Origin of the sequence: Paeniglutamicibacter sp. NPDC091659, assembly GCF_044756805.1 — a bacterium.
GTDB lineage: Bacteria > Actinomycetota > Actinomycetes > Actinomycetales > Micrococcaceae > Paeniglutamicibacter.
In genome coordinates this window covers 113,574-134,057 of the sequence record NZ_JBIVTO010000009.1, presented here as the reverse complement: position 1 = coordinate 134,057, position 20,484 = coordinate 113,574, and the positions used below count along the sequence as shown (strand labels likewise).

The window sequence follows — 20,484 nt, the reverse complement described above, 5'->3', positions numbered from 1 at the left end:
GCTCCGGCGGGATGCTTGTGAGCAACACCTCTGCCGGGCCCGCACGCCGTGACGGTAGAATTGACCGGTGCGCACCACCCCCGTTTACCTCGACCACGCCGCCACCACTCCCATGTCACCTGCCGCCCTGGCGGCCATGACCCGTGAGCTGGCGCAAACCGGCAACCCCTCCTCGCTGCACGGGGCAGGGCGCCGCGCCCACCGCGTCATGGAGGAATCGCGCGAACAGCTCGCCGCCGCGGCCGGGGCGCACGCCTCGGAGGTCATCTTCACCTCCGGCGGCACCGAGTCGGACAACCTCGCGATCAAGGGACTGTACTGGAACCGGCGCGACGCCGACCCGGCGCGCAAGCGCATCCTCTGCTCCGTGGTCGAACACCATGCCGTGCTCGACACCGTCGAATGGCTGCAGGCACACGAAGGCGCCGAGGTCACTTGGCTGCCCGTGGACGCCGACGGGGTCATCGACCTCGCGGTGCTCGAGGCCGAAATCAACAAGGCTCCCGAGACCATCGCGCTGGTCACCCTCATGTGGGCCAACAACGAGGTCGGCAGCATCCAGCCCATCGACAAGGTCGTTGCGCTCGCCGAACCCCACGGCATCCCGGTGCACTCCGACGCGGTCCAGGCCTTCACCGCCGTGCCCATCTCCTTCGCCGGTTCCGGCCTGGCGACCATGGCCGTGAGCGGGCACAAGATCGGCGGGCCGGTGGGCATCGGCGCCCTCTTCGTGCGCCGCAACGTGGTCCTCACCCCCGTCCAGCACGGTGGCGGGCACGAGCGCGCACTGCGCTCCGGCACCCTCAACGCCGCCGCGGCCGCGGGCTTCGCGGCGGCAGCCACCGAGGCGGCCAAGGACCTGGCCGCCGAAAACGAACGCCTCGCCACCTTGCGCGACGCCCTGGTGGCAGGGGTGCGCGAGCTGGTCCCGGAGGCCGTCTTCAACGGCACCGAAGACGCCGCGCACGCCGGCACCCGGCTTCCGGGCAACGCGCACTTCACCTTCCCGGGCTGCGAGGGCGACTCGCTGCTCTTCGTGCTGGACATGCTTGGGGTCCACTCCTCGACGGGCTCGGCCTGCACCGCGGGCGTGCCGCGGCCCTCCCACGTGTTGCTGGCCATGGGCCGCGACGAGGAAACCGCCCGCGGGGCCCAGCGCTTCACGCTCGGGCATACATCGAGCGCCGCCGACGTTGACACCTTGGTGGCCGCGTTGCCCGAGGCATACGCGCGCGCAAAAAAGGCCGGCATGGCCGCACAAGTCAGCAGCATCCAAACAGCAGGGACAGGGTTCACACGATGAAGGTTTTGGCAGCAATGAGCGGCGGGGTCGACTCGGCCGTTGCGGCGGCGCGGGCAGTCGACGCCGGCCACGAGGTCGTCGGCGTGCACCTGGCCCTGTCCCGCATGCCCGGCACCCTGCGCACCGGCAGCCGAGGCTGCTGCACCGTCGAGGATTCCAACGACGCCTGGCGCGCCTGCGACAAGCTCGGCATCCCGTACTACGTGTGGGACTTCTCGGAGCGCTTCAAGGAGGACGTGGTCGACGACTTCATCTCCGAGTACGAGGCCGGCCGCACCCCGAACCCGTGCATGCGCTGCAACGAACGCATCAAGTTCGCCGCCCTGCTGGAAAAGGCGATAGCCCTGGGCTTCGACGCGGTCTGCACCGGCCACTACGCTAAGGTGATCCGCGACGAGGCAGGCAACCCGGAGCTGCACCGCGCCGCCGACTGGGCCAAGGACCAGTCCTACGTGCTGGGCGTGCTGACCCACGAGCAGCTTGAGCACTGCATCTTCCCGCTGGCGGACACCCCCTCCAAGGCGGAGGTCCGTGCCGAGGCCGAGGCCCGCGGCCTCTCGGTGGCAAACAAGCCGGACAGCCACGACATCTGCTTCATCCCCGACGGGGACACCCGCGGCTGGCTGGCCGAGCGCATCGACATGACCCAGGGCGAGATCGTCGACCACGAGGGCAAGGCCCTGGGCCAGCACGAGGGTGCGCACGCCTTCACCGTCGGCCAGCGCAAGGGCCTGAAGCTCGGCGTTCCGGCGGCCGACGGCAAGCCGCGCTTCGTGCTGGAAATCCGCCCGAAGGAAAACAAGGTCATCGTCGGCCCCGAGGCGCTGCTGGCAGTCGACGAGCTGCGCGGCATCAGGATCTCCTGGGCCGGGCTGCCGATCGACGACGCCGTCGCCGGCACCGAGTTCGACTGCATGGTCCAGGTGCGCGCACACGGCGACCCCGTGGACGCCCGCGCGCGCATCGAGGTGCTTGAGGACGGAAGCAGCATCATGGTGGCGACCCTCATCGAGCCGATGCGCGGGGTTGCCCCGGGCCAGACCATGGTCGTCTACCAGGGCACCCGCGTGCTGGGGCAGGCGACCATCGATTCGGCGCGCTCCGCGGCGTGGGACCCGAGCCTGATCGCCTAAGCGCGCAAGCCATGAACCCGAAGGCCCCGCGGCTTGGATCATCCAGGCCGCGGGGCCTTCCGCGTTGATGGGGGTTTAGCCACCATCTACCAGCCGTGCCTCGCCGATGCAGCCGTTGACGTGGTGTTCGGTGGTGCCCGGAGGGTGGCGCAGCGGTGCCGGTGCCGGGACTCCACCGGCTGTCCCGATGGACCATTGCCACTGCCTGCCCGGAGTGGGAGCATTGTGCGCGGGGGCCGGAACGGCAACAAAGGAGTAGGCCATGTCTGACGGAACTGGACTGATCAAGCGCTTCTATCTGGAGGTGCTGGCGGGCGGGAACTACGATCTCATCGACGAGCTGATTGCAGAGGGATTCGTCGATCACGAGAGCCTTCCCGGACAGCCGCCCGGCAAGGAAGGCGCGCGGTTCTTCGTCGACATGATGAGGGCTGCATTTCCGGACCTGAGCGTGAAATCCTCGGAACCGGCCCTGGTCGACGGGAACCATGAAGCTGTCCGTACGGTGCTGACCGGCACGCACCAAGGCGAACTGATGGGAGTGGCCGCAACCGGCCGGACGGTCGAAATCGAGTCGATCGACATCATCCGGGCCGAGGACGGCAAGGTCGCTGAACACTGGGGAATCACCGATTCGATGAGCATCATGCAGCAGCTCGGAGCCCTGCCCGAATAGGAAAGGTTGACACGCGACGGCACCTACCGGCGTGCCTCCGAAATGGTCAAGGGGTATTGCCCGGAGCTGCGGGGATTCCAACTCCTGCGCCCGCTCCGGTGATGCCCGTTGGCCGGCGGCCCGCAAGCGCGGCCACGAACGACTGATCCTCTGCCAGGACGTCTGGCCGTGAAGATCGCGGTCGCGCTAGCCCCGTCGTTTCGTATCGATCGTCGTTCTGCGCCACCGAAGGAGAATCTGTCACCATCGACCTAATGCAGGCGGCGTTGCCGCGGATCGCAGGTTTGTAGCGTTCCATGTCCGGCGAGTCGACACCGTCGGCTACCGCTTCCAGCAACGACGCGACGGCCTCGCCGAAGAGTCCGGCCGCATGGAAAGTTATCGCCTGGAACACGGCCAGCGAAGGGGAGTCCGGAAACTCTTGCCGGGCACGTTCGAAGACTTCCGCCGAGCGATCGAACTCGCCGAGATTCCGCAGCGTGGATCCATATTGCAGGTAGCATCGGCGCAGCGGGTCACCTGAAAGGCCCGCCCGGAGAGCTTGTTCATAGAACGACCCGGCGGTTTGTTCCATGCCCGCGGTGTCGTAGGCTCCGCCTAGTTCATAGAGCACACGAGCGTTGGTCGGGTGTCTATCCAGAATCGGCACCAGTGCATCGATCGTCGGCTGCATGTTGTTCCGATCCCGACCAGCGAAGATGCGGTCAAGCTCCTCATTCAGTGTCATCCACTCATTATGCCGTCGCTGCGCATGTCCCTGGCGGTTGCCTGTGCGGGCAAATCCAAACTCCGGCGAACCCGTCCCATACGGGGTGCTGAACATGGTGCCGAGGCACCTCTGGTCACTGACCCGGGCTCGTGCTTTCGCAGCCTGCCGGCGACCAACTCACGGCCCCGGGTAGCGGTCTTTATCTCCGCGTCGCAAACTGGATTCGGACGTGCCCGAGCTCGGAGCGAGGAATCACCGCGGTCACGACCCCTCCGCCATCCAATTCCGCGCCGATGCCGTACACGAACGGATCCGTGTCGATCTCCGCGGCGGGCACGTCGACTCCATCGAGCACGACACTGACCCGACGATTCACCGCCCGGACGGTCACGTCCGGTGCGGGCTGGTCCCACGGGTATCCGCTGAGCCCGCGTTCCTGCCTGAACTGGTTCATGAGGATGTAGTTGACGTGGTCGACCAGCAGCCCGCCCACCGAAGTACGCTCGGATGGGTCACGGTGCCAGCTGGTATGCACGGCCTCCCAGAGCAGCGGGTACCGCAGCCGCCCGACATGCTCGACCAGCCACGCGGGCCTCGGCCATGGAGGAACAGACTCGACGGCACTTCTCTGTTGCTCGTCGAGGTCTGCGAGGTTTATGGGGTCGGAATGGTCATTCGGGTTGCGCCAGAGTGTGTAGCTGAGACTCGCTGTCATTTCGCTGTATCCGCGATCGTCTTCGCCGGATTGAAAACCAACGGTATCCATCTCTTCCAACGAGGGCTGCGGCACGAGCCCCATCACGGGGATGGGCATGAGTTTCAGGAGCCGAGCCTGCTTGATGCGTGGGTCGGGCGCGTCTTCGGGAAGGATCCCTTCAAATCTCATACCCCGATTGTGTACCAAGACGCGTGAGCATGTGCCTATACATCGGAAAGGATTGCCGGCACTCACCGCTCCGAGTTGCATCGTGGCGACCGATGTTCCGACCGCGGAAGCATTGCTGCGTCAGTCGACGTGCAGATCAACTAAAAGGGCGCGGCGCCACGTCACGGGGTGCGCGGGAACCATGAACGCCCATGCCTCAGGGCAGCGGCCAGCCGATCGACCGCGTGAGCCGATGAGGCCGTTCCGACGTCGGAGAAGGACCCCATCCCGCCGTACAAGGTGAAAGCTTTTGCGGAGGCCTCACGAAGTGCATGCCCGTCCTTCGCGTCGATGAACTGCTCCTCGAGCCAGTCGGCGGCGTGGGCTCGATGCTCGTCGTGCTCCGATCGCGCAACGAAGCGGACCTCTGCAATCGCGGAGACAATTTCATCCCGGACAGCGTCAACGCTCCATCGCTCATTCTTCATTGGGCCTATTTTGCGGGCCGCGCCGAGTTGAAATGCCCCGTGGGGCAGCACCGCCAGCACCTGCCGGGCCAGTGCAGCCCTGCATTTCGTGGTGATCCGGATTCCCCTATGGACAGAGGAATCCTAGGAGCGGGCCTGGACAAGATTGGCGAAGGGCAACCTGCCGTGGAATTGGCGGAACTGCTCGTGGTAGTTCGCCTGGGCCGCGTTGAGCTCCTCCGCAGGCAACTCCTTCCACGCCACGAGAAGGTTCCCGGCATCCGCCAGCTGCCAGATCAGGCGGCCGTCCCAGTGCCCCGGCGGCTTTCCCTTTCCGAAGTCCACGAATTCCTGGATCTGGCGTCGGAGCCCGCGGTTGCCCTTGCTGCCGGGGCTGGCCTTGCCGATGAACAGGACATCCGCGTCCTCGACCCATTCGGCGGCGAGCTCGGCCGGCGACAGGGACGGGTTCTTCTTCTTGAAAACCCCGGCGGTGCTTTTGGCGAGGAACCGCGGCTCAAACACGTCGGGCCGCAACACGGCGAAGATCCCCTGATGCTGCGGAATCCGGTTGATCTCAAGTGTGGCGATGGGCCGGAATCCGGTGAACCCGTCGACTTTGAGTGCTTTTTTGTTCAACTGCATCGGGTTCCTTGGATCTGGGTTGGGGGATGGTCGTTGGACGCTCTCCCGTGGGTGCGATGATTCGCAACTTCGATGCTACCGGGCCGGACGTTGCGCACTTTTATCGGACGCCCGGAGAGAGGTGGACGCCACAATCACGCCGAGCGCAGCGAGCCCTCCGGCCAATACGCAAAGGTCCCGTTTTCCTTCCGCACCAAGCGGAAGGAAAACGGGACCTTGTGGTTCTAGACCGAGCGGCTATGCCTTCGTTTCGTCCACGATGCCGTACATGTGGGTCGAGATGTCCGGGTACTCCAAGCGGGTCTTGCCTGCTTCGAGGGACGGCAACTGCGCGGGGCCGTGGACGGAGCAGTGCACGAAATCGAATTCCGGCCACCACTTCTTGGGCCGTTCGGCCTCGCTGAAGCCGCAGACCGCGCAGGTCAGGTGGACCCACACAGGGCGCTTGCCCTGCTTGTTGGCACGCGACTGGATCAGCCAACCCGGGGGATTGGTGTTGATCTCGGCGAACTCGGCCTCGCTCAATCGGGCGGGAATGTTATGTCGCTTGGCCATCTCCATGGAAATTTCCAGGGCAATCGCGGCGTCTCTACGTGTCATCATCGCTTTCAAGCGTAGGCCACAACCCACCGTGCGGGGTGCGCTTGGTGAGCACCGTCATGTTTGGGACACCTGGAAATCGTTTCGTGAAGATCACGTTTCAGATTCAATGTGGGGCGCGCCGGGTTTTGTTGACATCTAGTGACGCAAATCACTTAGGCTGTACGGGTTGTGGTTTATCCCACAATCCATGCACTCGCAATAGATAAGGATTGCTCATGACCCGCAAGATCAACGGTTTGCGTGTAGCGGCTGCCGTAGTTGGCATTTCCGCGCTGGCCCTCACGGCCTGCACAGGTCCGGCTGCTACCCCGAATGCAACGGGCGGCGGAGCGACGGGTGCGCCCAGCGCCCCGATCACCATGGGAACCACCGACAAGGTAACGTTGCTGGACCCCGCTGGCTCCTACGACAACGGTTCGTTCATGGTCATGAACCAGATCTACCCGTTCCTGCTCAACTCGATGCCGGGTTCGGCCGAACCGAAGAACGACATTGCCGAATCGGCAGAGTTCACCAGCCCCACCGAATACACGGTCAAGCTGAAGGCCGACCTGAAGTGGGCCAACGGCCACGTTCTCGACTCCAAGGATGTCAAGAACTCCTTCGACCGCCAGGTCAAGATCGCCGACCCCAGCGGGCCGTCGTCGTTGCTGGGCAACCTGGAAAGCATCGAGACGCCGGATGCGACCACCGTGGTCTTCAAGCTCAAGAGCGGCAACGACCAGACATGGCCGCAGATCCTCACCAGCCCCGTCGGCCCGATCGTTGACGACGAGGTCTTCCCCGCCGACAAGATCGTGAGTGACGACGAGATCGTCGCCGCCAAGGCCTTCGCAGGCCAATACACCATCGAGAGCTACGCCAAGAACTCGCTCGTTTCCTTCAAGGCCTTCGACGGATACAAGGGCATGCTTGGCGCTCCGGCCAACACCGCAGCCAACATCAAGTACTACGCCGACTCGAACAACCTGAAGCTCGATGTGCAGCAGGGCAACATCGACGTTGCCTGGCGCTCGCTCTCGCCGACCGATGTCGATTCCCTGAGCAAGGAATCCAAGGTCAAGGTCCACAAGGGCCCGGGTGGCGAATTGCGTTACATCGTCTTCAACTTCGACATCATGCCGTTCGGCGCCAAGACCTCCGACGCCGACCCGGCGAAGTCGCTGGCAGTGCGCCAGGCTGCCGCAAACCTCGTTGACCGTGAAGCGATCGCCAACGATGTCTACAAGGGCACCTACCTGCCGGTCTACTCCTACGTGCCGCAGGGCTTCACCGGCGCCATCGAACCGTTGAAGGACCTCTACGGCCAGGACGGCGGCCCGTCGCTTGACAAGGCCAAGGCCGTGCTCGAAGCCGCGGGCGTGACCACCCCGGTCGACCTGAAGCTGCAGTACAACCCGGACCACTACGGCCCGAACTCGGGCGACGAGTACGCAAAGATCAAGGCGCAGCTGGAAACAGGAGGCCTGTTCAAGGTCGACCTGCAGTCCACCGAGTGGGTCACCTACCAGAAATCACGCGTCACCGACTACCCGGCGTACCAGCTTGGCTGGTTCCCCGACTACTCGGATGCGGACAACTTCCTGACCCCGTTCTTCGCCAAGGACAACTTCCTGGGCAATAAGTACGACAACCCGGCGGTGGACAAGCTGATCAACGACCAGCGCGTGGAAACCGATCCGGCAAAGCGCACGGCCATGCTCGAGGAGATCCAGACCAAGGTCGCCGGCGACCTCTCCACCCTGCCGCTGCTTCAGGGCGCCCAGGTTGCCGTTGCCGGTGCCGACGTGACCGGCGTCGAGAAGACCTTGGACGCCTCGTTCAAGTTCCGCTTGGGCGTACTCGCCAAGTAACCAATTACCCGCAGCGCAACGTCGCGGGCAACACCACCCGGGCCCCCTTCCCCCACGCGGGGAGGGGGCCCGGGTTCCCCGCGGACTGGACCGCGGACATGTAACCCCTTTCAAGCTAGGACGCATTGTCAATGGCAATCATGAACGACCTCGCCGATGCACCGGCGGCACCCCCGTCGGTGGGCACGGCGGCAACGAAGGCAGGAGGCAGCTTTGCACGCTACCTCGTCACCCGTTTCCTGCTGATTTTCCCCACCATCTTCATCCTCGTGACCCTTGTGTTCTTCCTGATGCGCGTCACGGGCGACCCGATCACCGCGGCCCTGGGTGGCCGGCTCACCCCCGACCAGCTGGCCGAGCGCATCCATGCGGCCGGCTATGACCGCCCGGTGATCGTGCAGTACTTCGAGTACCTGGGCCAGATCTTCACCGGCAACTTCGGACGCACCATCTCCGACAACCGCGCCGTCACCGAGGTGCTTACCACCTACGGTGCCGCAACGCTGGAACTGGCATTCAACGCGCTGGTCATCGCGCTGCTGATCGGCATCCCCTTTGGCCTGGTCGCCGCCAAGATGCGTGACCGCTGGCCCGATGCGGTGCTGCGCGTCTTCGCGATCCTTTGCTACGCCACACCCATCTTCTTTGCGGGCCTGCTGTTCAAACTCGTCTTCGGTGTCTGGCTGGGCTGGCTGCCGATCGCCGGACGTGCAGGGGTCAACGCCGAGTTGCAGTTGACCTCCCTGGAAAACCCGACGGGCATCTACCTGCTCGACGCCCTGCGCTCGGGCAACATGGAAGCCGCCTCCGACGTCATCCAGCACGCGATCCTTCCGGCCGTCGCACTGGGTTTGCTCACCGCCGGCGTGTTCCTGCGCCTGGTGCGCACCAACGTGATCGGAACCCTGGGCCGCGACTACGTGGAGGCCGGCCGCTCGCGCGGCGTCTCCGAGTACCGGCTGCTCACCAAGCACGCCTACCGTCCGGCGCTGATCCCCATCATCACCGTGATGGGCCTGCAGATCGCCCTCATTCTGGGAGGTGCCGTGCTCACCGAGTCCACGTTCGAGTGGAAGGGCCTGGGCTTCCAGTTGGCCCAGTACCTCACCGCGCGCGACTTCGTGGCGGTGCAGGGCATCGTGGTGCTGCTGGCCGTCATCGTGGCATTCACCAACTTCATCGTGGACATCATCGCCGCGCTCATCGACCCGCGAGTGAGGTTCTAGCCCATGAGCACCACCATTGCACCGTTGCGTCCGCGCAAGCGTTCGCTGTTCTCCCGCCTGCCGATCGTCTCACACCTGCGCATGAGTGCAGGTCTGCAGCGCGGCATGCTGGTTGCGGGACTGGTCCTCACCGCGGCCTTCCTGATCACCGCCCTGCTGGCGCCGCTGATCGCGCCCTTCGGGTTCGCGCAGATCTCCGACGCCCAGGGCAACTTCCCGACCCAGGCGCCGCCGGGCGGACGCTTCCTCTGGGGCACCACCGTGGGCGGCTTCGACGTCTTCTCCCGCACCCTCTGGGGTGCGCAGACGGCCGCGCTGGTCATCGTCGTCGCCGTGGTCTTCTCCATCTTCGCCGGCGTGTTCCTGGGCCTGGTCTCCGGCTACATCGGCGGCTGGCTGGACCGCGTGCTGGTCGTGCTGGCCGACGCCATCTACGCCTTCCCGTCGCTGCTGCTGGCCATCGTCATGTCGATCGTGATTTCGCAGGGGCAATCGGGCCTCTGGAGCGGCGTCCTGGCCGCGGCGATCTCCATCACCGTGGTCTTCATCCCGCAATACTTCCGGGTGATCCGCGCCGAGACCGTCCGCCTGAAGGCCGAGCCGTTCGTCGAATCGGCCAAGGTGGTCGGCGCGTCCAGCTGGCGCATCATGTTCAAGCACGTCTTCCGCAACGCCACCCGCACGCTGCCGCTGATCTTCACGCTCAACGCCTCCGAGGCGCTGCTGACGCTCGCGGGCCTGGGCTTCCTGGGCTTCGGCATCGAACCGACCAAGGCCGCCGAATGGGGCTATGACCTGAACCGCGCGCTGTCCGATGCCACCAGCGGCATCTGGTGGACCGGCGTCTTCCCGGGCCTTGCCATCGTGCTCACCGTGCTGGGCCTGACACTGGTGGGCGAATCCATGAACGACCTGGCGGATCCGCGACTGCGGATGCGCCGCAAGAAAAAGCGCGGCAGCGGAAAGGTCCAAGCATGAGCCAGATCGCAAAACCCAAGGAGGCCACGGCCGACGGAACGGTGCTGAGCATCGAGGACCTCGAGGTCGACTTCGCCACCGATGCCGGCGAAGTAGCGGCCGTGCAGGGCGTCAGCTTCCAGGTCGCCGCCGGCGAGGTGGTCGCCGTCGTCGGCGAATCCGGTTCCGGCAAGTCCGTGACGGCACGCACCGTGCTGGGACTGCTGGCCGAGACCGCCACGGCCCACGGGGCCGTGGTGCTGCGTGGCAACAACATGCTGACGCTGTCCGGCAGCGAGCTCCGCGCGGTGCGCGGCAACGATGTGGCAATGGTGTTCCAGGAACCCTCCACCGCGCTGAACCCCGTGTACACCGTGGGCTGGCAGATCATCGAGGGCATCCGCGCCCACGGCAAGGTCTCCAAGAAGGAGGCCAAGGCCCGCGCCATCGAGGTGCTGCGCAAGGTCGGCATCCCGGAACCGGAAAAGCGGGTCAACTACTACCCGCACCAGTTCTCCGGCGGCCAGAAGCAGCGCGTCATCATCGCCGCGGCGCTCGCGCTGAACCCGGCGCTGATCGTCGCCGACGAGCCGACCACTGCGCTGGACGTGACGGTGCAGGCCGAGATCCTCGAGCTGCTGCGCGAGGTGCGCGACGAGTTCAACACGGGCATCGTGCTGATCACCCACAACATGGGCGTCGTCGCGGACCTGGCCGACCGCGTGGTGGTGATGTACCAGGGCAAGGTCGTGGAAACGGCCCCGTCGCTGGAGCTCTTTGCCAACCCGCGCGAGGACTACACCAAGGCGCTGCTGGCCGCGGTGCCGCACCTGGGCCGCCACTCGGCGTCTGAAGGCATGACCGAACGCGCGGGGCAGGGCAAGCCGGTGCTGGTCGAGGCGACCAACCTGAACATCACCTACCCGGGCCGCATGGGCACCCCTGCCTTCACCGCCGTGGACGACGTGTCGCTGCGCATCTGCGCCGGCGAGGTCTACGGCCTGGTGGGGGAGTCGGGTTCCGGCAAGACCACGATCGGCCGGGCCATCGCCGGGCTGAACCGGGTCAGCGGCGGATCGCTGAAGGTGCTGGGGCACGAGATGCTCGGCTTCAAGGAGAAGAGCTTCAAGAAGCTGCGCCAGGACATCGGGTTCGTGTTCCAGGACCCCGCTGCCAGCTTCAACCCGCAACTGAGCATTGGCGAGTGCGTGGCCGAGCCGCTGCTGGTGCACCGGAAGATCTCGGCCATCGACGCCCGGAAGCGGGTCGACGAACTGCTCGAGGCGGTCCAGCTGCCCCGGCACTTCGCGGACCGCTTCCCGCACGAGCTCTCCGGCGGGCAGCGCCAGCGCGCCTCGCTGGCCCGGGCCCTGGCGCTTGACCCGAAGCTGCTGATCGCCGACGAGCCGACCAGCGCGCTGGATGTCTCGGTGCAGGCCAAGGTGCTGGGGCTGTTCAAGGAGCTGCAGCAGGAACTGGGCTTCGCGGCCCTGTTCATCTCCCACGACCTGGCCGTGGTGGACATGCTCTCCACCTGGGTGGGCGTGCTGTACCGCGGCAAGCTGGTGGAGGAGGGCATCGGGTCACGCGTCATGGGCAGCCCGGAGCACCCCTACACCAAGCGCCTGATCGCCTCGCTGCCGGTCCCGGACCCCGTTGAGCAGGAAGCGCGCCGGATCGCGTTCCTGAAGGCAAGCTAGACGGGCCCGCACGGCACGGAACGGGATGCGTTGGTTGACACCGGCGCATCCCGTTTCCGTTTAAGGCCCGGTTTCCGGTTCCGGCGCGGCGGCCGGGCGCGTCACGGTTGGGTGCACGCCCGGCGCGAACCATAGACTGGGAAACATGAGCTCACAGATCAACCCGCAGGCCGCGGACAACGACCGGCAGGTCGACTACGACCCGAAGACCAGCTCCCTTTCCGGGACGGTTCGCGACGAGGTCATGGACGAACTCCTCTCGATCCGCGGAAGCATCGACAACTTCGACGCCCAGCTGGTGTACCTGCTGGCCGAACGCTTCAAGGCCACCCAGCGCGTGGGGCACCTCAAGGCCGTGCACCAGCTGCCGGCCAGCGACCCGGGACGCGAAAAGGCGCAGATCGAACGCCTGCGCCGGCTCGCCCAGGAAGCACACCTCGACCCGGAGTTCGCCGAGAAGTTCATGAACTTCATCATTTCCGAGGTCATCCAGCACCACCAGACGATCTCCGCCTCGCACGCCGAGAACGAAAACTAGATCCGGGCCTTGCAGATGAACCCCTCCAACATTCAGGCCGAGGACACCGGGGCGGTTTCCCGGCAGGTCCAGGCCAGCGGGCACGGCCCGATGCCCGGCATCGACCCGCTCGAAAGCCAGCGCATCATCCGCGGCGAACTCGGCGAGCCCAACCTGCCGCACCTGCACCAGCTCCCGGGCCGCGGGGTCGGTTCCGACTCCATCGGCCGCGGCGCGATGTTCCTGGAGGAACTCAGCGTCGATTTGCAGCCGCACGGCTGGCGTCTCTCGCAGGCCCCGGGCATCGACGCCAAGCGCGCGGCCTCGGCCCTGCGCGCGGACCTGAACGTGCTGGGCGACGTCATCGGAGCCGAGGAATCTGCCGGACACGAACTGAAGATCCAGCTGCCGGGTCCCGCGACGCTGGCGGCAAACCTCTACCTGCACCAGGGAGAACGCGCGCTCAGCGACTTCGGGGCGCGCCGCGACCTGGCCCAGTCCCTGGCTCTGGGAGCTGCCCGCCACCTGCGCGATGTCGCCTCCGGCACGGGCCGCGAACTCATCACCGTCTACATCGACGAGCCCGACGCGGGCGCGGTGCTCAACGGCACGCTGCCCACCGCCAGCGGCTACCGCACCCTGCGTTCGGTGCCCGTGGCCGAGGTCCGCTCCTGGTGGACCGAGCTCACCGGCGCGCTCAAGGACGCCGGGGCGCACCAGGTGATCCTGGGCGGCGGCGGCGAACCCGAGACCTGGAACCGGGTCGCCTCGACGGCGATCGACGCGGGCGTCGACGGGCTGGGCGTCAACGCCTCCGACCTGACGGTGCCCGGCTGGGAACTGCTGGCCGGGGCCGTGGAAGCGGGGCGCAGGCTCTGGCTGGGCTGCCTTTCCCCGGACGGGACCTCGCCGGGCGTCGTGGAGGCCGTGGCCGCCATCCGCCGCCCCTGGAACCAGCTGGGACTTTCCGACGCACTGCTCGATGCCCTGGTGCTGACCCCCACGGAGGGGCTGGATGTCGTCACGCCGGAGCAGGCGACGGCCGTGCTCTCGCGACTTTCCGCCTACGCCGACGCGCTGAACCAGGTCCGCGTCGACGCCTGAGCGAACGCCACGCGGCGAAGACAAAACACGGAAGGTCCCTGCCGCATGGCAGGGACCTTCCGTGTGTGGCTGTACTTGGCTTTGCCGTTTGTGCTTGCCGTCCCGCGAACCTATCGAGCCCGGGAAAGATCCGCCGCGTCGTGGCCGGGGATGGCGTGGGCCGCGGGGTCGTTCAACTCGACGAGCAGCGCCTGGTCCAGCCGCTCGTGGCGGATGCGCAGGTCCACCTGAAGCAGGGTGACCAGCACCTGCAGGATCAGCATGGTCGCCGCGGAGACCAGCACGTTGACGATCATGGTGAGCACCATGAGGAGCCACGCGCCGCCGGTGCTCCCGGGAACGGATGCGACCACGCCCGGGATCGACGAGGCAATGCTGCCGAGCACCGAAACCACCACGGCAACCAGCAGCATGATGCCGAAGATGCGCCACCACGATCCGCGGGTCAGGCGCCAGGAGCTGGCCACCGCGTCGCGGATCGTGAGGGACTGGGAGACCAGCTGCACCGGAACCAGCGCCAGCCGCACACTGACCCAGATCAGGGCCAGGGCCGCGGCGAGTCCCAGCAGCAGCAGCGGAGCCAGCACCGCGATTCCCCAGGCCGGCGCCAGCAGGAAACCCAGTCCCGCCAGCAACAGCCAGGGCAACAGCGAGGCCAGCGCCAGCAGCAACTGGTAGCCCACCAGCTTCGGGATGGCGGGCCGTGCCAGTGCGTAGCCCTCGCGCCAGGACGTGGGGCGGTCAAGCGTTGCGCGCATCGCGGCAACGGTTGCCGGCCCGGACACCAGGGCGGAGGCGACCAACTGGACCAGCATCGCCAGGACCGCCGCGGCGCCGTACAGGTACCACGGGTAGGGGAAGGCGGCCCGGAAGGCGCTCTCCAGCTCCCCGAGGTCGTCGGATTCCGCCGACACGCCCAGCAGCGCATCCTCCAGTCCCATGGCCGGCGCAAACAGCCAACCCAGGAAGACCAGTGCCAGGATGCCCACGACCGCGTTGACCACCGCTGCGTTGACAAGCGTCGGCATCGGGGAGCGGCGGAACACGGCAAAGGTCCCCTCAAGCAGGTCGGAAAGCATCAGCGGGCGCAACTCGACCACCCCGGGCTTGGCCGGGCGCGGGGGCGGCGGGAACTGCGGGTACCCGTGGCCCGGCGGAGTAAGGCCGGGACCGGGGTAGGGGGACTGTCCGGGGTTCGGAGGCGGGGTTGCTCCCCAGCCCGGGGGAGGCGGTCCCCAGCCGGGTTGCCGGCCTCCGGGTTCGTCGGGGGAAGCTGCGGGATCCTGCGACATCGAATCGACCTTTTGTCCTTGCTGCGTGGTGTGGAGGGCCGGCACACCCCTCCCGCGCCCGTTCGAGGTGTCCACTCCAGCGTAGGCGCTGGTCCGGGACAAACGGGGCATTGGCCGGCGGCCGTTTCACTGCCGAATTGTGCGCCGGCCTCATGTAGTCTTGTTCCTATCTGGGCTCCGGCGTACATCGGGCCCATGCAGCGCTACGGAAGGGCAGATTATGAAGGCACGCATCCTGGTTGTCGACGACGACGAGGCGCTGGCCGAAATGATCGGCATCGTGTTGCAGAACGACGGCTTCGAGGCCGTGTTCTGCTACGACGGCGCCAAGGCGCTGGGCATCTTCCGCGAGGTCAAGCCGGACCTGGTGCTGCTGGACTTGATGCTCCCGGGCCTCGACGGGATCGAGGTCTGCAAGCTCATCCGCGCCGAGGACGACGTCCCGATCGTCATGCTCACCGCCAAGTCGGACACCGCGGACGTGGTGCGCGGCCTGGAATCCGGTGCCGACGACTACGTCCCCAAGCCGTTCAAGCCGGCGGAGCTGGTGGCGCGCGTGCGTGCCCGGTTGCGCCCCACCGAACAGCACGCCCCGGAAACCCTGAAGATCGGGGACCTGAGCATCGACGTCGCCGGCCACCGGGTGACGCGCGAGGGCGCCCCCATCGGGCTGACCCCGCTCGAATTCGACCTGCTGGTCGCCCTGGCCCGCAAGCCGTGGCAGGTGTTCACCCGCGAGCAGCTGCTCGAACAGGTCTGGGGCTACCGCCACGCCGCGGACACCCGCCTGGTCAACGTCCACGTCCAGCGCCTGCGCTCCAAGGTCGAGCTCGATCCCGAACGCCCGGGCGTCGTGCTGACCGTGCGCGGCGTCGGCTACAAGGCCGGTCAGGTCTGAGCCAGCAGACGACGGGCGACGCCCCGTCCGCACAGCCCACGGAAACCGCAGCGGAACCGGCACCGGAAAACGCCGACCCGGGTGTCCGCTCGTTCATGCGCCGCACGCTGGCGGCGATCAAGCACGCCAAGGCGGCGGTGCTCTCCCGCTGGAGCCGGTCGCTGCTTTTCCGCACCGTCACGTCCGCGGTGCTGCTCACCGCGCTCGCGCTGCTGGCCGCGGGCGGCTTCCTCTCCAACCAGATCGCCGCCGGGCTGTTCCAGGAGCGCTTCCACCAGGTCGAGTCCGAGTCGGTGCGCGGCCTGAACCAGGTCAAGGCGATCTTCGATTCCGCAGCCACCACCGACCGCGCCAGCACCCACTCGCTGGTCACCAACACGCTGAAGATCCTCGAGGGCGACGGCGCGCTGGTGCCCCGCGACTTCGTGCTGGTGCCGCTTCCGGGCGACGACAACCTGTACGTCGGCCCCACGGCCAGCGGCAACCTGACCTCGCGCATCGTCCCCGAGGCACTGGCCGCGCAGATCCGCGAATCCAACGCCATCTACTGGCAGTCGATCGAGGTCAAGAAGGGCTCCGGCACCGGCCCCGGGCTGATCTTCGGGACCCGCGTCACGCTGCCGCCCGGGCGCGAATACGGGCTCTACCTGGTCTACGACCTGACCAGCGTGCAGAGCACCCTCGACTTCATCAACCGGGCCATGGCCCTGGTCGGCGGACTGCTGCTGCTGGTGGTCGGCGGCATCACCTGGTACGTCACCCGCGGCGTGGTCCGCCCGGTCGCCGATGCCGCGCAGGTGTCGGAAAAGCTTGCCGCCGGCGAGCTCCAGGAACGGATGACGGTCAAGGGCGAGGACGAGATCGCCCGCCTGGGCACCTCCTTCAACCACATGGCCCAGTCCCTGCAGGACCAGATCAACCAGCTGGCGACCCTCTCGCAGATGCAGCAGCGCTTCGTCTCCGACGTGTCCCACGAGCTGCGCACCCCGCTGACCACCGTCCGCATGGCGGCGGAGGTCCTGCACGACGCCCGCGAGGACTTCGACCCGATCAACAAGCGAAGCGCCGAACTGCTCTACAACCAGGTCGAACGCTTCCAGATCCTGCTCAACGACCTGCTCGAGGTCTCCCGCTTCGACGCCGGCGTCGCGGTGCTGGACGCCGAGCCCACCGACCTGGTCGCCGTGGCCCGGCGCGTCATCGACGCCGCCACTCCGCACGCCGAGGCCATGGGCTCGCTGCTGCGCCTCTCGACCCCCGCCGGCGGCTGCGTCGCCGAGATGGATTCGCGGCGCATCGAACGCGTGGTGCGCAACCTGGTCATGAACGCCATCGAGCACGGCGAGGGCAACCCCATCGACATCTCGGTCGCCGGCAACGAATCCGCGGTGGCGCTGACCGTGCGCGACCGCGGCATCGGCATGAGCCCGGAGGCCAGCACCCGCGTCTTCGACCGTTTCTGGCGCGCCGACCCGGCCCGCGCCCGCACCACCGGCGGGTCCGGGCTCGGCCTGTCGATCGCCACGGAAGACACCCGGCTGCACACCGGGCGGCTCGAGGCCTGGGGTGAGCGCGGAGTCGGCTCCTGTTTCAGGCTGACCCTGCCCCGGTTGCTGGGGGAGACGATCACCAGCTCACCGCTGCCGCTGGAACCGATAGTGCTCGCCGACGCGGTGGTGGACAGGAACATGCTGATCACCTTCCCGCTGACTGGCGAGATCCCGATCGTCGGGTTCAAGCCGCTGCAGCCGATGATCTCCTCGGACCCCAAGGCGGGCACGGAACCCGTGCCGGCGGCCGGGGAAGAAAACCCCACGGGAAAGCAGGAACCAGATGCCTAGGCCGCTGACCGGATTCCGCAGGGCCCTGGCACTGCTCCTCGGGTTGGTGCTGGTGCTCTCGGGTTGTTCCGCCATCCCGCGCAGCGGCCCCGTCCAGGCGCTGCAGGTCGAGAACGCTGCCGAGGGCCAGGGAAGCACCTTTTCCCCGCCCGGTCCCAAGGTCGATGCAAACCCGCGCGAGATCATCGAGGGGTTCATCGAGGCGGGCATCGCGCCGCAGGACGACTACAAGGTGGCGCGCGAATTCCTGAACCCCAAGCAGTCCGGGGTGTGGAAGGGCGCCGTGCAGACCATGGTCTACGACGCGCGCCCCAGCGTGATCCCGGGCGCGAAGCCCAACACGTACACCATCCAGCTTGAGGTGGTGGCCCAGATCGACGCCAACGGCGTGATGACGGAACTGCCGCCGCACTCCACCCGCGCGGTGGACATCACCCTCGAGAAGCTCGACGGGCAGTGGAAGATTTCGGAGCTGCCCGACGGCACCATGATCGACAGGGATTCCTTCGACGGGCTGTTCGCTGCCCAGCCGATCTACTTCTACGACGCGACCTACCACTACGCAGTCCCGGACATGCGCTGGTTCCCGAAGCGCACGGGCCTGGCCGCGGCCATGGTCGAGGCGCTGCTCAAGGGCCCGGCGCCGTACCTTGAAAACGCCGTGGTTTCGGCCTTCCCCAGCGGCAGCTCGCTGGCGCGTTCGGCCGTTCCCATCGAAAGCCAGCGGGCCACCGTGGACCTGAACTCGGCGACATTCATCGATGCGACGGAACTGAGCCGCCAGCAGATGCAGCAGCAGCTCGATCTTACCCTCAAGGGGCTCAGCAGCATCCGCACGGTGGTCATGACCGACGAGCAGCGCGAGGTGAAACTCGGGCCGCAGGACCCGCAGTTCTTCGAAGCCCAGGTCAATGCGCCGGTTCCGGACACCCAGATCGGCATCGTCGACCAGACGCTGTACTACGTCAAGGGCAAGTCGATTTCCCGGGTCGCCATCGACGACATCTCCGCATACGACCCGCGCGACCCGGCCATGAGCCCGCTGGGTAACCGCTATGCGTTCCTGGACGGCACGTTCACCCGGCTCTTCACGGTCGATGACCAGGGCCACAGCAGGATCGTGGCGACCGGCACGGCGCTGGTGCGCCCGAGCATCGACGCCAGCGGCTGGACCTGGACGGCCGACCACGGGGCAAAAACCAGGATCCTCGCCGTTCCCGAAGACACCTTGCTCAACGGCAAGGTCAGGCCCATCGCCGCGGATTGGCTCAACGACTCGAGCGTTTCCTCGATCCGCATTTCACGCGACGGGGCACGCGCGCTGATCGTTTCCTCCAAGCACGGGGTGTCGACGGTGAGCATCAGCGGCATTCTGCGGGACAGCGACGGCACGCCGCGCGGCTTCGCCCCTCCGATGCACCTGCACCCCTCGGTCCCCGTGACCCGGGCAGTCTGGGACTCGGACTCCAGCATCATCGTCGCGGCCTCCGATCCGACCGAACGGGTCGAGGCGGAGCGGATCAACTTCGGGGGCAAGCCCGAGAAGTTCCAGCCGCTCTTGGGCATGGTCGGCCTTTCCGCAGGCCCGGGCGAGCGCCGCCCGGTCTTCGCCGAGACCACGGACAAGCTCTACACGCGTGTCGGAAACTCCTGGCACAAAATGGAGGAATCGGCGCGCGACCTCTCCTACCCCGGATAACGGACCGCACTCCGCCGGGCGGATTTCGCCGGCCGCAACCACGGGACCGATATCCCCAATTCGCGCGGCCCCGGATGCACACTGTTTTCCCGTGCACCATGCTGGGGGCATGGGTTCGAACACTCGGGTTCCTTCGCCGGCGCCACGTCCGGGCGCCGCCATCGGCCGCCGTGCAACACCACGGTGGCCGAAACTGTTGGACCGGCTGTGGTTAGCCAGGGAGACCCGGATCCTCCGGTCGGCGTTCCGGGTGACAGGAGCCCTGCTCTTTCCGGTGCAATGCGTTTGCTGCCGGCGCCCCGATGCCTCGTTGTGCCACCCATGCGCCACGGGCCTGCGGCGGGCGGGGCTGCACCCCGGCCGCGTCGAGCGGCTTGCCGAGGCCCTGCCGCTCAACCAACGCGGGCAGGCGCTGCCGGTCGTTGCCGCGGGAAAATACGAGCATGAGCTGGCATCGGTGCTCCTGGCCTACAAGAACCACCAGATGGTTTCCCTGGGCAAGGTGCTGGCCCCGGTGCTTGCCTCGGCCCTGCGCGCCGGCATCCTGGAGCTGGCGAACCCCCGGGAACAAGTCATCCTGGTTCCGGTCCCCACGCGCCGGCAGGCACTTGCCAGGCGGGGCTACTGGCCCGTGGGCCTGCTGCTGCGGCGGGTGGTGGCCGCCGGGTCGCTGCCTGCAAACGTGCGGGTCGAGCACCTGCTGAGGTACGGGATCGGGAACTCCTGGGGCGCCGCGCAGAAGGGGTTGGGTCGCCGGGGCCGGAGATCGGTGCGCAACACCATGCGGGTGCGCGCCACGCCCGGGGCAAAAAAGATCTTTTCCTCGGGTGCACAGGTGATTTTTGTCGACGACGTGTTGACCACGGGTGCAACCCTTGCCGAGGCCCACCGTTGCCTGGCGGGCCGGGGGCTGGTGGTGTGCGGTGCCGTGGTGGTGGCAAGCACGACTGCACCGGCGGGAAATCGGTAATTACGCTCAGCGCGATGAAGTAATAA

General features: G+C 66.9%; 20 protein-coding genes. 13 read left to right on the top strand and 7 right to left on the bottom strand.

The window, feature by feature from the left end; all coding sequences use genetic code 11:
• Positions 1–67 precede the first annotated feature (67 nt).
• The gene (locus ACIQLF_RS16320; RefSeq protein WP_400300600.1) at positions 68–1,303 is read left to right on the top strand and encodes a cysteine desulfurase family protein; all 1,236 of its coding nucleotides are present in this window, start codon (positions 68–70) and stop codon (positions 1,301–1,303) included.
• Positions 1,300–2,436: a tRNA 2-thiouridine(34) synthase MnmA gene (gene mnmA / locus ACIQLF_RS16315; protein ID WP_400300598.1), complete on the top strand. Its 1,137-nt coding sequence runs from the start codon at positions 1,300–1,302 to the stop codon at positions 2,434–2,436. The genes ACIQLF_RS16320 and mnmA overlap by 4 nt, the downstream gene beginning before the upstream one ends.
• A gap of 75 nt (positions 2,437–2,511) precedes the next feature.
• On the opposite strand, the gene ACIQLF_RS16310 is transcribed toward mnmA, so the two are convergent.
• Positions 2,512–2,700, bottom strand: coding sequence for a hypothetical protein (locus tag ACIQLF_RS16310; protein WP_400300595.1), 189 nt, complete (start codon positions 2,698–2,700; stop codon positions 2,512–2,514).
• On the opposite strand from ACIQLF_RS16310, the gene ACIQLF_RS16305 reads away from it, so the two are divergent.
• A complete protein-coding gene (locus ACIQLF_RS16305; RefSeq protein ID WP_400300592.1) occupies positions 2,699–3,112 on the top strand; it encodes an ester cyclase in 414 nt (137 codons plus the stop codon). The genes ACIQLF_RS16310 and ACIQLF_RS16305 overlap by 2 nt on opposite strands.
• 46 nt (positions 3,113–3,158) lie before the next feature.
• On the opposite strand, the gene ACIQLF_RS16300 is transcribed toward ACIQLF_RS16305, so the two are convergent.
• The 5 genes from ACIQLF_RS16300 to ACIQLF_RS16280 all read right to left on the bottom strand — a co-directional run bounded on the left by ACIQLF_RS16300 (position 3,159) and on the right by ACIQLF_RS16280 (position 6,401).
• Complete coding sequence (locus tag ACIQLF_RS16300; protein ID WP_400300589.1) at positions 3,159–3,935, bottom strand: tetratricopeptide repeat protein; 777 nt, start codon at positions 3,933–3,935, stop codon at positions 3,159–3,161.
• A gap of 85 nt (positions 3,936–4,020) precedes the next feature.
• Positions 4,021–4,707, bottom strand: a complete 687-nt coding sequence (locus ACIQLF_RS16295) for a hypothetical protein (protein WP_400300586.1) — start codon at positions 4,705–4,707, stop codon at positions 4,021–4,023.
• A 161-nt stretch (positions 4,708–4,868) separates the two neighbouring features.
• Entirely contained in the window at positions 4,869–5,174 is a 306-nt protein-coding gene (locus ACIQLF_RS16290; protein ID WP_400300583.1) for a DUF6966 domain-containing protein, read from the bottom strand.
• Positions 5,175–5,297: 123 nt separating this feature from the next.
• The gene (locus ACIQLF_RS16285) at positions 5,298–5,798 is read right to left on the bottom strand and encodes a hypothetical protein (RefSeq protein ID WP_400300580.1); all 501 of its coding nucleotides are present in this window, start codon (positions 5,796–5,798) and stop codon (positions 5,298–5,300) included.
• 237 nt (positions 5,799–6,035) lie between these two features.
• Entirely contained in the window at positions 6,036–6,401 is a 366-nt protein-coding gene (locus ACIQLF_RS16280) for a hypothetical protein (protein ID WP_400300577.1), read from the bottom strand.
• 215 nt (positions 6,402–6,616) lie between these two features.
• On the opposite strand from ACIQLF_RS16280, the gene ACIQLF_RS16275 reads away from it, so the two are divergent.
• The 6 genes from ACIQLF_RS16275 (at position 6,617) to ACIQLF_RS16250 (ending at position 13,758) form a co-directional block, all read left to right on the top strand.
• Entirely contained in the window at positions 6,617–8,254 is a 1,638-nt protein-coding gene (locus tag ACIQLF_RS16275; RefSeq protein ID WP_400300574.1) for an ABC transporter substrate-binding protein, read from the top strand.
• Positions 8,255–8,394: 140 nt separating this feature from the next.
• On the top strand, positions 8,395–9,480 hold the full coding sequence (locus ACIQLF_RS16270; protein WP_400300763.1) for an ABC transporter permease: 1,086 nt from the start codon (positions 8,395–8,397) through the stop codon (positions 9,478–9,480).
• A gap of 3 nt (positions 9,481–9,483) precedes the next feature.
• Entirely contained in the window at positions 9,484–10,458 is a 975-nt protein-coding gene (locus ACIQLF_RS16265) for an ABC transporter permease (RefSeq protein WP_400300571.1), read from the top strand.
• On the top strand, positions 10,455–12,137 hold the full coding sequence (locus tag ACIQLF_RS16260) for a dipeptide ABC transporter ATP-binding protein (protein WP_400300569.1): 1,683 nt from the start codon (positions 10,455–10,457) through the stop codon (positions 12,135–12,137). Before ACIQLF_RS16265 ends, ACIQLF_RS16260 begins: the two co-directional genes overlap by 4 nt.
• A gap of 145 nt (positions 12,138–12,282) precedes the next feature.
• Complete coding sequence (locus ACIQLF_RS16255; RefSeq protein WP_400300566.1) at positions 12,283–12,675, top strand: chorismate mutase; 393 nt, start codon at positions 12,283–12,285, stop codon at positions 12,673–12,675.
• A gap of 15 nt (positions 12,676–12,690) precedes the next feature.
• Positions 12,691–13,758, top strand: coding sequence for a hypothetical protein (locus ACIQLF_RS16250; RefSeq protein WP_400300761.1), 1,068 nt, complete (start codon positions 12,691–12,693; stop codon positions 13,756–13,758).
• A gap of 110 nt (positions 13,759–13,868) precedes the next feature.
• Here ACIQLF_RS16250 and ACIQLF_RS16245 read toward each other — a convergent pair whose 3' ends face one another.
• Positions 13,869–15,050 carry a hypothetical protein gene (locus tag ACIQLF_RS16245; RefSeq protein WP_400300564.1) on the bottom strand — a complete coding sequence of 394 codons (1,182 nt, stop codon included), beginning with the start codon at positions 15,048–15,050 and terminating at the stop codon, positions 13,869–13,871.
• Positions 15,051–15,270: 220 nt separating this feature from the next.
• Between ACIQLF_RS16245 and mtrA the strand changes: the two genes are divergently transcribed.
• From mtrA to ACIQLF_RS16225, 4 genes are all read left to right on the top strand, one after another.
• Positions 15,271–15,948 carry an MtrAB system response regulator MtrA gene (gene mtrA / locus ACIQLF_RS16240; RefSeq protein ID WP_387525874.1) on the top strand — a complete coding sequence of 226 codons (678 nt, stop codon included), beginning with the start codon at positions 15,271–15,273 and terminating at the stop codon, positions 15,946–15,948.
• Positions 15,949–16,043: 95 nt separating this feature from the next.
• Positions 16,044–17,789 (top strand): MtrAB system histidine kinase MtrB, encoded by a 1,746-nt coding sequence (gene mtrB / locus ACIQLF_RS16235; protein ID WP_400300561.1) that lies wholly within the window; start codon positions 16,044–16,046, stop codon positions 17,787–17,789.
• Entirely contained in the window at positions 17,782–19,488 is a 1,707-nt protein-coding gene (locus tag ACIQLF_RS16230; RefSeq protein ID WP_400300559.1) for an LpqB family beta-propeller domain-containing protein, read from the top strand. The genes mtrB and ACIQLF_RS16230 overlap by 8 nt, the downstream gene beginning before the upstream one ends.
• Positions 19,489–19,798: 310 nt before the next feature.
• Positions 19,799–20,458: a ComF family protein gene (locus tag ACIQLF_RS16225; protein WP_400300556.1), complete on the top strand. Its 660-nt coding sequence runs from the start codon at positions 19,799–19,801 to the stop codon at positions 20,456–20,458.
• The last annotated feature ends 26 nt before the right edge of the window (positions 20,459–20,484 follow it).